The sequence below is a fragment of the Pseudoalteromonas sp. NZS127 genome, from assembly GCF_015864805.1.
GTDB lineage: Bacteria > Pseudomonadota > Gammaproteobacteria > Enterobacterales > Alteromonadaceae > Pseudoalteromonas > Pseudoalteromonas nigrifaciens.
On sequence record NZ_JADYWN010000012.1, the window covers coordinates 93,580 to 108,002 of the forward strand.

The window sequence follows — 14,423 nt, forward strand, 5'->3', positions numbered from 1 at the left end:
TCGGTAGTTATAAGCATCTTCAATAGTCGTACTTTGTATATCATTTACACAATACATTTATTGGTCTATATAGCGGCAGCAGTAAACGAGTTCTATAATTACGAGTAGTGCTAACTAAGTAAGCCAGTAAATCTACTTTTTATAAAAATATAATGATGTTTGCAACTTGATGGGTGTAACGTTATAGGTTACCATTTGCTGAGTCAGTGACTACATCACTCTATAGTGAAGGCTAAAGGCATAAAGTAATTCAATAGTTAGGCATTAGTTTGTTGATACAACAATATTAAAAAACAAGACATAAAAATGACTAATTATAATAATTGTACGGAATGCGAAGGAGGTGTGGCATGGCAATTAAAAGTTTCAAACATAAAGGGCTTAAAAAATTCTTTTATGATGACAACCCAAGTGGGATACAAAACAACCACTTAACTAAAGTAGGATATATACTAGATGCGATAGATTCCTCTCATCACCCAAAAGATCTGAAAGCAATTTACAGTAGTAAGTTTTCAGAAAAAAAAGGTTCAGGTGAAGGGGTTTACAGTATTGAGGTCAATGGTAACTGGCGAATCACGTTTCAAATAACCGACGATGGCGCAATACTTTTGGATTACCGTGATTATCATGGTAAAAGCATCAAGGCAGGCTAGCTTTACCTACTAGAAAAAAGACGGTTAAAACCTTAACCGCCGTCCTTAGCGATTAAGGAAATTGGAGATTAAAATGAAACATACTAGAAAACCATCACATCCTGGTGAGTTTTTTAAGTTCACCATACTGGATGAAAGAAACATATCTATTACTAAAGCTGCAGAGCATCTTGGGATATCTAGAAAAGCATTAAGTGAGTTTGTTAATGGTAAAGCAAAATGTTCTCATGCAATGGCTAGGAGGCTTTCGGAAGCCACTGGAACTGGGGTATCTATCTGGATTAACATGCAAGCAAAGCTAGATACTTGGGAAGCCGAAAATATGGTACTTCCAGGTGTAGTCCGAGCTATACCTTTATTTAAGTATGCTTAACCACATAAGTAAAAACCAGTCTTAACGGCTGGTTTTTTATGGGAAGATATTTAAAAGGGAACCTATATAAGGATCTCTTCGTAATTAAATGTTTGGTTTTATTGCTTGATAGCTAACATATGTTATTAATTTTTACGGTAGATCTCATGTTCAATATCGTAAATATTAACGCTTAAGCTGTCTGATGCTCTGCAATAGGTTTTTAAACACTCAAGTAGTTGCTCACTTAACATTTGTTTTTGCTCAATAGAACGCCCTGCCAAAATGTGTACCGCGATATGTATAAACCCCGACCTGCCTGCGCCCAGTAGATATTGCTGATAGGAAATGGCGCGTGTTTTTATGGTTTCTAAATCAAATAAATTACTTTGGAAAGCGGCGTTGTGAATTTTTTCTACAAGTACTTGTGGTAATACAGGGAGGTCTTCTGAGTGTTCAATAATAATGTGCGGCATTTAGGCGTTCCTATTATGAGTTACTACATGTGTGAACCTTATTATACCAAATACCAGGTTACTCGCTAACCCCTACAATGCTGAATTAGCATCTTTTTGTTTTGCACAATTAGCCATTAAGAAGTGTTATGGTGCGGCAAAGGTGAATGTATATAGCGTAATGTTTATTTTTTATAACATGTGTTTTGCTGCTGTAAATACGTTTAGTATAGAAAAACAAACCGTATCCCTCTTTAAGTATGTTGGAGAACACGATGAAGTATTTAAAAGTCAGCTTTTTACTCGCGGGTATGCTTACCTTAACAGCGTGCTCAGATGATGTTGCCTCTGTAAGCCTTGGACTATTTACCACCAAGGATGTAATTGTAAATTCGCAACAAGACCCTTTAGTTACTGGGGTAACGTGCCATATTAGCCATATTGAAGCTAATTTAGATTTTTCAGACCCTTCTGATATGTCAATTTCGTGTCGGCAAACCGGGGTTATTACCGCAGAGCAATTACAGCAGATTGATCAGAGTAAATCTGGAGAAGTGGTATTTAAATCATCTAAAAGTATTTTATTTAAATCATTAAAAGTGCGTCGTATTTACGATGCTAAAGCACATACCTTATTGTATTTGTCGTACTCGACTAAAGAGTCTACGGGGAGTCATCATCATGCGTTATCTACTGTACCATTATACAATACACAAGCATGGCAATGGGCGCTTGGGCAAGAGCGAGAGTAAGCTATGTTAGCGTTATTTAAGTCTAAACCATTACTGGCTGAGCAAGAGCAGCAATGGTTAATTGATACCTTTATATGGGCGGTTGAAAACTTTGATGTTGAGTTTTTTACTCAGCATACGCAAATCACTTTGCCCACGGTTGAGTTCTTTCCCGACTCGGTATCGAGTGTTGAAGAAATGGCCAGTAATGTATTTAACCGTGTAAGCAGTTATGCGGGTATGGCAGCATGGCCTATTCAACTAGTTGCACCGCAGCAGCTCACTCCACAGGTTTTTCCACAGTTTAAATTTAGCCAACAACTACGCGGTGAAGGCGCTAAATTAATTGTACCGCCTAGCCAGGCTATTAATATTTCGTTTAATCCAAACCAAGTAAACCAGCCACAAGACTTAGTTGCCAGTTTTGCTGGAACATTAGCGACTATATTAATTCATCATGTGGGCGTACTACCACCGGGCGGAAAAGACTACTTAGCGCAAGCTGCTGATGCACTGGCATGCTTTTTAGGCTTTGGGGTAATGATGAGCAATACGGTATATCAGTTTAAGGGCGGCTGTGGCTCTTGCTATAACCCTTATGCAAATCGCGAGACGTCGTTGAGCGAAACCCACACGGTATTTATGCATGCGTTAGTGAGTTACTTTAAAAATGATAAACGCTCTAAGCAGCATTTAAAGCCGCATTTGCGCGGCCAATTTAAAAAAGCGCAAAAAGAAATTAAAGCATTAGTAAATAACTCAGCTAACCCGCTGTTATTAGCGTATATGCCAAACTAAGCAGAGATATTGTGTGAATTACTTAGACGAATTTTTACTGATTGCCGTAGCGCACTTTTTTGCAGTAGCAAGCCCAGGGCCCGATTTTGCAGTAGTATTAAAGCAAAGTGTACAGCAAGGTAGGCGCAATGCACTTTGGACTAGTGCAGGTGTTGGTGCGGCTATTTTATTACACGTAGCTTATTGCGTGTTAGGCGTGGCACTTATTCTAACGCAGTCGCCCAAGGTGTTTATGGGGCTTAAATATTTGGCCGGTGCCTATTTAGCTTATTTGGGAGTGCAAGCACTGCGAGCAGCTAAACCGGGGGCAAATCTAAATGATGATATTGCCAACAAAACGGTGCCAGCAGAGCCCGTTTGGTTTGCCTTTCGGCGCGGTTTTTTAACCAATGCATTAAACCCCAAAGCCACCTTGTTTTTTATGTCGCTATTTACTTTAGTCATAAGCCCAACTACCCCTGCAATAGTACAAATAAGTTATGGCGTTTATATGGCGCTGGCTACCTGGGCGTGGTTTTCAATGTTATCACTAGTGCTTTGTAAAACTAAGGTACGTGGCTTTTTCCAGCGCAGTGGTTATTGGTTTGACCGCTGCATTGGCGTTATTTTAATAGCTTTGGCTATTCGTGTTGTAATTTAAAACTAAGTTACATTATTTAATTTTAGGAGTAGGTATGTCGCTTTATAATTTTTCGTTTGGTTCTAACATGTCGTCTCACCGCTTACTGGCGCGTCTACCTAATGCTAAGCGTATTGGTACTGCAGTATTACAAGGCTATGAGCTAACCTTTGATATGTATTTTAAAGATGGCTCAGGTAAATGCAGTATTAGCCCAAGTGATGCAGAAGATGCGTTAGTTTATGGGGTTGTTTATCAGATAAGTGACGCGGAAAAAGTCATTTTAGATGGTATAGAAGGTGCAGGTTACGACTGCGTAAATATAACCGTAAAGCTTTTAAGCGGCGAAGACGTTAACGCTCATTGCTATATTGCCAATATCCACGATAGTGAAGCGCTACCCTACGACTGGTACATTAAACACGTTCATCGCGGCGCGCTTGAAGCCGGCGTTCCAAAAGCATACAGTGATGCAATATTAAACCGCGCGCAAAAAAGCGACAGCAACCTAGAACGTGCTGAAATTGAATTTGCAGTACATCAAAAATAATCATAATAAAAAAGGATAACAATGAAGTTAATTAAGTTTGCCACAATTGCTTTATTAGCAGGGGCTACGTTTAGTACCTGGGCACAAGTAGATACCAATAAAATAGAGCAGGTAATTAAAACCTCCATGGCACGTTTTGATGTGCCAGGAATGGCAGTTGCTATTGTTGAAAACGACAAAGTAATATTTGCTAAAGGTTTTGGTGTAACCCATATAAACACCGGTAATAAGGTTAATAAAGACACCTTGTTTGGCATTGCATCTAACACCAAAGCATTTACCAGTGCGGCGCTGGCTAAGTTGGTTGATGAAGGTAAGTTGAGCTGGGACGATAAAGTGATTGATCACCTGCCAGAATTTCAACTATATGACGCATACGTAACCCGCGAAATGCGTATTCGCGATCTGCTAAGCCATCGCAGTGGGCTGGGGCTTGGTCAAGGCGACTTAATGATTTGGCCAAGTACCGATAAGTCGGTTGATGATATTTTAGCCGGGTTGAAATACTTAAAACCGGCCAGCAGCTTTCGCAGCCAATATGCCTATAACAACTTAATGTTTGTTACCGCAGGGGAAGTGGTGGCACGCGTATCTGGGATGAGTTGGAACGATTACATCGAAAAAAACATGTTACAGCCGCTAAATATGACTCACTCGCGAGCAGGATTCTCGCGCATTCCAAGCAGCAATAAAAACTGGGCAACGGGGCATATTCCGATGGATAACCAACTCCATCCATTTTTTGTTAACTACCTAGAGGATTTTAGAGGCGCTGGGGCAATAGCCTCAAGTGCCAGCGATATGAGCCAATGGCTACGTACGCAACTTGCTGGTGGCACAATGCCAAATGGCGAGCAGTTATTTAGCGAAAAACAACAAGCGCAAATGTGGCATCCACATATAACGGCTATGGCGTCTAAAAGCGCGTTTGAGGCGTATCATCAGCAATTTAGAGGTTACGGGCTAGGCTGGAGTATTGAAGATTACCACGGCTTTAAAAAGCTTGGTCACGGTGGCGGTATTTTAGGCATGGTGTCGCAGGTTACATTACTACCTGAAAAAAAACTCGGTATTGTTATTTTAAGTAACCAGCAAGCATTTGGTGCGCTAGCGGCAGTAACCCACGAAGTGCTTGAAGATGCGCTTGAGCTTGAAGATAAAGATTGGGTTGAAGACTTAGCTAAAAAGCATTTTGAAAGTAAAGAGAAAGCATACGCTAATGCAAAGCCTGCAGCGCCAGCTGATTATCAACCGCAACTACCTAATATTAATTACACTGGTACATTGCACGATAATTGGTACGGCGATGTAATTATTGAGCAGCTTGATGGCAAATTACATATTGATTTTACGCATACCAAGGGCTTAAAAGGCTCGCTTGAGCATTACACAGGCAATACCTTTATTGTTAAGTGGGATGAAAAACTACTTGAGGCTGATGCGTTTATTAACTTTAATATGAATACAGAAAACAGAGTGAGCAGCGCTAAAATGCGTGCAGTATCAACGCAAATAACCGACTTTAGTTTTGACTTTAGAAATTTAAAATTAACAGCAAAATAACTGTTTTTGCTATCCCTAATTTGCTATATCTAGTGTAAAGGGTATACACCAAAGTCGCAAAGCCACCTATGGGTGGCTTTGTTATATTATGTTTAATGATACAGTTAGGAGCTTTTATGCGTACCGCAATTATTTCTCATCCTCATTGTCGTAAACATAAAATGATTGATGACCACCCAGAGTGCCCAGAGCGCTTAGATGCCATTAACGATCGCTTACTAGCAAGTGGGTTAGATATTGCTATTGAGCAAAAACAAGCGCCCAAAGCGCAACGAGAGCATTACTTACTTGCGCATGACGAATCATTAGTTAGCTTTGTTGAAAGTAAAATACCTACCCAAGGGCTTGTCGATTTAGACGGTGATACTTGGTTATGTCCCGATTCATTAAAAGCAATTGAGCGTGCAGTAGGAGCAGGTATTTTAGCGGTAGATGAAATACTAGAGGGCAACCTTGATGCTGCATTTTGCTCAGTGCGCCCGCCAGGGCATCATGCAAATCGCACTACCTCAGCCGGTTTTTGTGTATTTAACAACCTTGCTATTGCGGTTAAGTATGCACAAAGCAAAGGGGTTAACCGCATTGCTATTGTTGATTTTGACGTACATCATGGCAATGGCACTCAAGATATATTTATAGATGATAAAAACGTCTTGTTTTGCTCTTTATTTCAGCATCCATTTTACCCCAATACAGTGGTTGAAAATAACACCACGTTAATTAATTCACCTTTGCCAATTGCCAGCGACGGTAACGATTTAAAAGCGGTATTTGAGCAGCAGTGGCTGCCTAAACTAAATGCTTTTAAGCCTGATATGTTATTTATTAGCGCAGGATTTGATGCCCACCTTGAAGATGATATGGCCAGTTTAAAGTTTGTAGAAGAAGATTACCGCTGGCTAACCGAGCAATTAGCCCGCTTTAGCGAGCAGCATAATTGCCGCGGTATAGTGTCGTATTTAGAAGGGGGGTATGCGCTTTCTGCATTGGGTCGCAGTGCAATTGCACATGTTAAAGCGTTAGTCGATTATGAGTAACGCAAATGCTTGCTCAGGTGTTAGCTGCTTAATTTTACTTAGGCAACACTGACCTTCTTTTAGCAAATAACCCTTCACTAAATTCGCTAATTCAATGGCACTAATAGCTGTTTTTGGCTCGCCACTTAATGTTGTATAACTATACTTACTATCTAAAATAATAACTCTGCTTTTATGCAGCTCATCCATCGCATATATAAAATCATCTACTTCATCAGGCTGCTCAGCTAACTCAATTTCATTGTTATAAATAATAATTTTTGGATACGACATGCTTATTTATTGTCCTACATCAAAGGGAGAATATTTGCTCGATTTATACTCGCTTATTAGTGCAAATTTAGGGAGTTGAATAATGCCACACAGTAGCCGTTTTCAAAAAGTAGGTGATATTTTTACTAATAAGGTAATAACCTGCAGCAAGCATACGCCATTAATTGATGCGGTTAAACTAATGCGGGCACATAATATCAGTGCAATATTTATTGAGCAGCAACAACACATATTAGGTGTTTGGACTGAAACTGACTGTTTAAAACTCGACTTTACCAATCCAGCAGTTACAAATATTACCATTAATGATGTGATGACGAGCCCGGTTTTAAGTGTTCCTAGTCAGCAGCCTTTAAGTGATACCGCACTAATTTTTCATCAGCATGGTGTAAGGCATTTACTCGTTACCGATAACAACAACTTACCGTGTGGGGTAATTAGCATTACAGATATTGTGCGCAATCAAGGGCTTGATCATTACTTGCAGTTTCGCACTATTAACGAGCAGTACACTAAAAACATAACAATTGTACCTAGCTCATTAGCGGTAAATGAAGCGGTAAAATTAATGCGCGAACGCAGCGAAAAAGTTATTTTGGTTTTTAATCAACAGCAAAAAGAGCATGGCATTATTACGCAGCGCGATTTATTACAACTGATCACACGCCAGAGCGAGCAGAGTGTGTGCTGGGATTTAGCAAGTCGGCCGCTTTATAAAATAACCCCACAAGATAGCCTGTTTGATGCTTACAAATTAATGTTAGATAGCCAAGTACGGCATTTAGTGGTGAGCGACAATGATGAAATTAAAGGTGTGTTGTCACTCGAACATTTAATACATGAAATTGAAAGTGCGTATTGTTCTGAGCTAGAAAAAGTATTAGTGCAACGAGATTTAGCCCTACAGCACTCGCAGCGAAACCTATATTTAGCCAATAAAATAATTGATTCATCGCTCGACGGCATAATGATCACCCATAGCAACAGCACTATTATGCAAGTAAACCCAGCATTTACCCAATTGACCGGCTATAAAGAGCATGAGGTTATAGGTAAGTGCCCAAGTATATTGAGCTCGGGGCGGCATGATAAAAGCTTTTATATAAAAATGTGGGATGCAATTAACAAAACGGGTGTGTGGCAGGGCGAAATTTGTAATCGTAAAAAAAATGGCGATATTTATATAGAGTGGTTAACTATAATTGAAATTAAAGAGCCTAATAATTCAGATGCTATTTATGCGGCAATTTTTAGTGATATAACCGAGAGAAAGAATGCTGAAGATAAAATTGTGCAGTTGGCTTATTTTGATGAATTAACGGGCCTACCAAATAGGCGTTTGTTTAACGACAGGCTCAAAATGGCTTTAGCTGCAGCTCACCGCGACCAGCATTTATTGGCGGTGATGTTTATCGACCTAGATCGCTTTAAAGAAGTAAACGATAGTTTAGGCCATAGCGCTGGGGATTGTTTATTAACCCTGGTTGCTACGCGTATCGAGGCTACTTTAAACGAAGGCGATACCTTAGCGCGTTTAGGGGGAGATGAATTTGTAGTGCTGTGCGAAATAAATAAGATTGATGCAGTAGCTAGTTTAGCTGAAAAAATACTAAATAACTTAAACACCCCATTTCAATTAGAAAGTGCTGAAGTAGGTGTAACAGCCTCGATTGGCGCGGCTATTTACCCTGATGATGGCCTAGACAGCGAAACACTGCTAAAGCATGCCGATATTGCTATGTATCGCTCAAAAGATGTGGGGCGTAATTCGTTTCAATTATTTAAACCTTCTATGAATGCTCGCTCGCTAGAGCGCCTAGCCATGATGAGTCGGTTTCAGCATGCGTTAGATAATAACGAATTTGAATTGTATTTTCAGCCAAAACAATGCCTTAAAAGTGAACATATTATGGGCGTTGAGGCATTATTGCGTTGGCACGACCCCGACTTAGGAGTGATATCGCCCGCGCAATTTATTCCGCTTGCTGAAGAGCTAGGTTTGATAGTGCGGTTAGATTTATGGGTTATTAATCAGGCGGGTAAAGTACTAACGCTATGGCAAAAAGAAGGACTGGTGGCTGGGCGCTTAGCAATAAATATATCGGCATGTCATTTAAGCCAAGGCAAGCTGGCAAACAATATTAGCACTATGCTTAAACATTATAATTTACCCGGCAGTTTACTTGAGATAGAGCTGACAGAAAGCAGTTTTATTAGCTCATTTACACAGGCTAAAACGCAGTTGCAGCAGCTAAAAAAGCTGGGCGTGCATATAGCATTAGACGACTTTGGGACCGGGTATTCGGCATTGAGTTATTTAACTAAACTGCCTTTTGATACATTAAAAATAGACGCGAGCTTTATTGCTAAAGTCCCTGATGAATACGGCAATAGCCAAATAGTTGCAGCGCTTATTGCACTGGCTAGCAATTTAAACTTAATCGTAGTGGCAGAGGGAGTTGAGCAGCTAGCTCAAAAAAAATACCTTATTAGCTTAGGGTGTAATGTTATACAGGGGTATTACTATTGCCGCCCGTTAACGCAGCGGCAATGGTTTGATTTTTATCGGTTGAACGACTTATCTGCGAGCACTCAACCGACCAGCACTCAGCCTACGGTTACTTCGTAAGAGGTGAATTTTCGAATGTTAATAACGCCTTTTTCAAAAATTAAATACTGACCTTTAATACCTTGTAAAATACCGCTTACTACCGGGTCTTTATCAAAGTTAAACGAGCTGATTTTGGTTGGGTATTCGCTTACCGGAAAGTTTAAATCAACTACGTCTTCATCTAGCTGTTCAATAGCTGTTGCGCCAAATAGCTCGCTTAGCTCATTTAGCTTTGCGCTAATTTGTGGAATAAGCTCAGCGGCTGCAGCCTTTAAATCTAGCGCTTCGTTTTGGCCTTTTAGCATATTGCGCCAATTAGTTTTATCAGCAATAAATTCAGCCAATGCCACTTCTACTAAGCCCGATTGCAATCGTGTTTGCACTTTAAAAATAGGCAGTGCTTGGGTAGCGCCTTGATCAACCCAACGAGTTGGTATTTGCGTGTGGCGAGTAATACCCACTTTTAGTCCTGAGGTATTAGCGAGGTAGACGTAATGCGGGATCATGCAATTTTCTTCTCCCCACTCTGGCTCGCGGCAAGTACCTTGATCGTAATGGCAGGTTTCTGGCTTCATAATACACATATCGCAACTAGCAAGTTTGCGCATGCATACAAAGCAATGGCCTTGAGAATAGCTTTTTTTGGTTTTTTTACCGCAGCTAGAGCATAAAATTGTGCCGCTAAAAGTAAGCGTTAGCTCTTTGCCTATAAATGCATTTAAGTCGACTAAGTGCTCACCCACAGGTAAGTGATATTGTACCGGCTCGGTTAAGCTCGATTTTAATTTACGCAATGTGCCTTGCATCTTTACTTGGCCCCTAAAGATGTTAAAAAGGGGAGTCTAACATTTTTAAATTATATTGGCTGTTTAAGTACAGTAAATAATCGTCATACGCGAGTGGTTTGGCGTAAAGATATCCTTGTGCATGATCGGCGTTCATACCTTTAAGTAAGTCGTGAACCTCTTGCGTTTCTACCCCTTCAATAGTGATTGATAAACCTAGGTTATGCGCCATATCTATCGCTGTTTGCACAATAACCTGATGAGTATGATTATTGGGTAAATCAAGCACGAACGATTTATCTATTTTTAATTCACTAAAGTGAAAGTTAACTAGATAACTAAGTGACGCGTAGCCTGTACCAAAGTCATCAAGTACCACTTTAACTCCCAAGGTGTTCAATTGCTCTACTAATTTAATGAGCGCCTCCTGGCTCTCTACAAAGGCTGATTCTGTCAGTTCAAATTTAAGTAGATGCGCAGGAACCTGGTACTTAATTAAAATATTTTCTACTTTTTCGGCTAAATTATTGATGGTTAAATTTTTAGCGCTTAAATTTACACTAATAGTATGCCCAGGGTGCCCATTTTGGGTGAACCTAATAATATCTTGGCAAGCTTGCTCAATAATCCACAAAGTAAGCTCGTTAATAATACCAGTATGCTCAGCTAAAATTATTAATTTCTCAATTGAAATGCTTTTAAAGGCCGGTTCGGGCCAACGCAATAGCGCCTCGGCGCCGTTTACTTTATTTGCACTAAAGTTAAGTTGCGCTTGATAATATAACGCCAGTTTATTGGTTTTAATTGCCTGTTGCAGCTTAGCGGCCAAAGCCACATCCATCACTTGTTGTTTATCGTGCACCGATGAGCTTACTTTATTAATGCTGTTTTTGGCATTTTCAAGTGCTAAATAGCCATGCTGTAACCAGTAGTCAAAGTCGTCATTTTCATTTAAGTAACTAAAACCAGTAGAGTAGTTAAGCTGCAAATTGAGGCCTTTTATTTCGTACTGTTTTGGTAATCCAGCAAGTACTTTGGTTAACCGCTCTTCAAGCATAACTTGGCTTTGGGTTTTGGTAGAAATAAAGGCAAACACACCGCTGCCCAAGTCGGAAAATTGTGTGATGGCGCTGAGGTCGTTATCAAGATCGATAAACTCACGCTCATAACTCAGTTGCAATGCCAACTTATCGGCGACATGCCTGATTAGCGTGTAGCCTTGTGCTGGGGTAATAATAGTATTGAGCGAGTTGAAGTGGCGTATTTTGACTAAACATAAAATAGCGCGACGCTGCTGCGTTTGTAGCATCATAAAGGCTTGCTTTAATTTGGCACTGTTGAGGAGTTTGGTTTGCTGTGTGTGGGTAGCATGATATAAAGCGCGCTCTCTTTGGTAGCGAACTCTATCGGCAAGTGCCATCGCCATCAGTACTATTTCACATAGTATAGCGACTAAAAAAGCATGGCGAGTGGTAAAACTGTAGGAAATTACGCCGGTTAACTCTAAAGGTTGAATAGCAGCACCAAGTATTAATGGCACCCAAGAGAGTACGTAATACTTTGCCCATCTAAAACCGCTACGCAATTTATTATAAATTAAAATAATACACACAATATACAGCGCGGCCATTATTACAAAAAAGATGGGTGCGGCTATATTTTCTGGTATAAATAAACTACTTACTGCAAGTATAAACATCAACGAAAGTAGTCTTACACTTAATTTATAGCGCCAGCAGTTATCCTTATGGTAGCGTAAAAATAGTGTACAAAAGGCCAGGGTGAAAAAAGCGATAGCGTAATTGGCAAACACAACTCTTTCATGAATAAACAATTGCCAAGGGGTTGGCCATAAATAAAAGCCAAACCCTAATACAGCTCCCATTAGCACTATGGCGCTAATAATATAGCCAATGTAAACTAAGTACACGCGGTCTTTAATACCAAAATAGAGTACTAAGTTATACAGCGCAGCCATTATTAATACCCCAACAAATATGCCCCAAATACCGGTTTGCGAGCGTACTAGGTCAACAAACTCTTTATTGCGATATAAACTAACCGGCGTTTTACTTATACCGCCAGTATCTATTTTAATGACTAAGTGCTGGGTTGCTTGCCCCTCTAAGGTAAAGCGAATATGGGGTACACTGTATTGAAATAACGAGAGATCTTGCTCTTTGTCACCCAAGTTATATGTATGTAGTAACTGTTTTTTATCATTCAGTTGATAAATAGTTAGGTGATCAACCATAGGGTTGTCAAAGTGGGCAACAAGGTCTTCACTTTTTAGATTTTTATTTTTTAAATCAATAAATAACCAATAATTTTGTGCAGTAAAACTCCATGGTATTTTAGAAAAAGGCTGAGCAATTAAGCGCTCTGGTTGAGTCATTAGTTCGTCAAAGCTGAGTTGTTTACTGCTATCAATGTAATAAGCATAATTTAAATAGATAGGGGCAATTTTATCTATTGTGTAACGGGCAGGCGTTATCAGGTTTGATACCAAGGTATTAATTATAAAAAATATTAATACAAGTATTGCTGCGGCTAGCGCATGATAACGTAACGTTTTAAGTTCCAAATTATGCTGTGCTTTTTTTAAGTCCTTTCAAATAGTGTAGCACTAAAAAAGCGCAGACAAGCTGCGCTTTTGATGTTTACATTTAATAGTAATATTAACCAATAGGTTATATTTAACTATTTTGCTCTCTCGCAATAGCACGATATGCAATATCAGTACGATATTCCATGCCATCCCAGCTGAGTTGCTTTATTAGCTCGTAAGCGCGTTGCTGCGCTTCGGTTACGGTATTACCCAGTGCAGTGGCACATAATACACGTCCGCCTGCGGTTACTACGTCATTACCGTTTTGTTTAGTACCAGCATGAAATACTTTTTCGCCAGCAGGGTAGTCAACCTGTAAACCCGATATAACATCGCCTTTAGGGTAATCACCAGGGTAGCCTTTAGCGGCCAGTACTACACCAACGGCTGCGCGTGGATCAAACGCTATGGTGGTTTTATCCAGTTCAACACGATTAGCCGCTTCAATTAGCTCGACTAAATCTGATTGCAAACGTAGCATCATAGGTTGAGTTTCAGGGTCGCCAAAACGACAGTTATACTCAATTACTTTTGGCGTGCCATCGGTATCTATCATTAAGCCAGCGTATAAAAAGCCTGTGTACGGATGGCCTTCGCTCGCCATGCCCTCTACCGTTGGGTAAATCACTTCGTTCATAATACGCTGATGAATTTCATCGGTAACCACTGGCGCAGGTGAATAAGCACCCATACCGCCAGTGTTAGGGCCAGCATCGCCATTGTAAGCGCGTTTATGATCTTGGCTTGTGGCAAACGGTAATACGTTTTTGCCATCTACCATCACAATGAAAGACGCTTCTTCACCTTCTAAAAACTCTTCGATAACTACGCGGCTACCAGCATCACCAAAAGCATTACCCGCAAGCATGTCACGAATAGCATCTTCAGCCTCGGCTTCGGTCATGGCGACAATTACGCCTTTACCTGCGGCTAAACCATCTGCTTTGATTACAATTGGTGCGCCTTTTTCTTTTAAATAAGCAAGGGCAGGGGCAACCTGTTCAAAGGTTTGGTAATCGCCACTAGGGATATTGTGACGCGCTAAAAAGTCTTTAGTAAACGACTTTGAGCCTTCAAGCTGAGCTGCGCCAGCTGTTGGGCCAAATATAGCTAGGCCGTGTTCACGAAACTTATCAACCACACCTAACACAAGCGGGATCTCTGGGCCTACAATAGTAAGCTCAACATTATTTTGTTGTGCAAACTGTAGTAAACCGTCTAAGTCGTCAACATTTATTGCAACGTTCTCAAGTTTTGGCTCAAGTGCTGTGCCCGCATTACCTGGTGCTACAAATACGGTGTTTACTTTGGTGTTTTGAGCGGCTTTAAACGCAAGAGCGTGTTCGCGGCCGCCGCTGCCAATGACTAAAACATTCATGGCGAAA

General features: G+C 40.4%; 14 protein-coding genes. 9 read left to right on the forward strand and 5 right to left on the reverse strand.

Going from position 1 to position 14,423, the window contains the following annotated elements; all coding sequences use genetic code 11:
* The first annotated feature begins 350 nt into the window (after positions 1-350).
* Complete coding sequence (locus tag I6E78_RS12095; RefSeq protein WP_197182599.1) at positions 351-656, forward strand: type II toxin-antitoxin system RelE/ParE family toxin; 306 nt, start codon at positions 351-353, stop codon at positions 654-656.
* A 73-nt stretch (positions 657-729) separates the two neighbouring features.
* Complete coding sequence (locus I6E78_RS12100) at positions 730-1,029, forward strand: HigA family addiction module antitoxin (protein ID WP_197182600.1); 300 nt, start codon at positions 730-732, stop codon at positions 1,027-1,029.
* A gap of 125 nt (positions 1,030-1,154) precedes the next feature.
* Here the strand turns inward: I6E78_RS12100 and I6E78_RS12105 are convergent, their stop codons facing one another.
* On the reverse strand, positions 1,155-1,484 hold the full coding sequence (locus I6E78_RS12105; protein WP_058372437.1) for a 5-carboxymethyl-2-hydroxymuconate Delta-isomerase: 330 nt from the start codon (positions 1,482-1,484) through the stop codon (positions 1,155-1,157).
* A 254-nt stretch (positions 1,485-1,738) separates the two neighbouring features.
* Here I6E78_RS12105 and I6E78_RS12110 point away from each other — a divergent pair, with 254 nt between their 5' ends.
* The 6 genes from I6E78_RS12110 to I6E78_RS12135 all read left to right on the forward strand — a co-directional run bounded on the left by I6E78_RS12110 (position 1,739) and on the right by I6E78_RS12135 (position 6,761).
* Positions 1,739-2,215, forward strand: a complete 477-nt coding sequence (locus I6E78_RS12110) for a CreA family protein (protein ID WP_197182601.1) — start codon at positions 1,739-1,741, stop codon at positions 2,213-2,215.
* Between the two features lie 3 nt (positions 2,216-2,218).
* Positions 2,219-2,992, forward strand: coding sequence for a hypothetical protein (locus I6E78_RS12115; RefSeq protein ID WP_197182602.1), 774 nt, complete (start codon positions 2,219-2,221; stop codon positions 2,990-2,992).
* Between the two features lie 13 nt (positions 2,993-3,005).
* Entirely contained in the window at positions 3,006-3,632 is a 627-nt protein-coding gene (locus tag I6E78_RS12120; protein WP_197182603.1) for a LysE family translocator, read from the forward strand.
* Positions 3,633-3,666: 34 nt separating this feature from the next.
* A complete protein-coding gene (locus tag I6E78_RS12125; protein ID WP_197182604.1) occupies positions 3,667-4,161 on the forward strand; it encodes a gamma-glutamylcyclotransferase family protein in 495 nt (164 codons plus the stop codon).
* Positions 4,162-4,182: 21 nt separating this feature from the next.
* Positions 4,183-5,724: a serine hydrolase gene (locus tag I6E78_RS12130; protein ID WP_058372442.1), complete on the forward strand. Its 1,542-nt coding sequence runs from the start codon at positions 4,183-4,185 to the stop codon at positions 5,722-5,724.
* 116 nt (positions 5,725-5,840) lie between these two features.
* Positions 5,841-6,761 carry a histone deacetylase family protein gene (locus tag I6E78_RS12135; RefSeq protein ID WP_197182605.1) on the forward strand — a complete coding sequence of 307 codons (921 nt, stop codon included), beginning with the start codon at positions 5,841-5,843 and terminating at the stop codon, positions 6,759-6,761.
* Here I6E78_RS12135 and I6E78_RS12140 read toward each other — a convergent pair.
* The gene (locus I6E78_RS12140) at positions 6,744-7,034 is read right to left on the reverse strand and encodes a hypothetical protein (RefSeq protein ID WP_197182606.1); all 291 of its coding nucleotides are present in this window, start codon (positions 7,032-7,034) and stop codon (positions 6,744-6,746) included. The genes I6E78_RS12135 and I6E78_RS12140 overlap by 18 nt on opposite strands.
* An 82-nt stretch (positions 7,035-7,116) precedes the next feature.
* On the opposite strand from I6E78_RS12140, the gene I6E78_RS12145 reads away from it, so the two are divergent.
* Entirely contained in the window at positions 7,117-9,663 is a 2,547-nt protein-coding gene (locus tag I6E78_RS12145) for an EAL domain-containing protein (RefSeq protein WP_197182607.1), read from the forward strand.
* On the opposite strand, the gene I6E78_RS12150 is transcribed toward I6E78_RS12145, so the two are convergent.
* From I6E78_RS12150 to purD, 3 genes are all read right to left on the reverse strand, one after another.
* Positions 9,642-10,451, reverse strand: a complete 810-nt coding sequence (locus tag I6E78_RS12150; protein ID WP_179807990.1) for a DUF2797 domain-containing protein — start codon at positions 10,449-10,451, stop codon at positions 9,642-9,644. The two genes, I6E78_RS12145 and I6E78_RS12150, sit on opposite strands and share 22 nt — an antisense overlap.
* A gap of 22 nt (positions 10,452-10,473) precedes the next feature.
* Positions 10,474-13,014 (reverse strand): EAL domain-containing protein, encoded by a 2,541-nt coding sequence (locus I6E78_RS12155; RefSeq protein ID WP_197182608.1) that lies wholly within the window; start codon positions 13,012-13,014, stop codon positions 10,474-10,476.
* A 112-nt stretch (positions 13,015-13,126) separates the two neighbouring features.
* Complete coding sequence (purD, locus tag I6E78_RS12160) at positions 13,127-14,416, reverse strand: phosphoribosylamine--glycine ligase (RefSeq protein ID WP_197182609.1); 1,290 nt, start codon at positions 14,414-14,416, stop codon at positions 13,127-13,129.
* Positions 14,417-14,423: the final 7 nt, after the last annotated feature.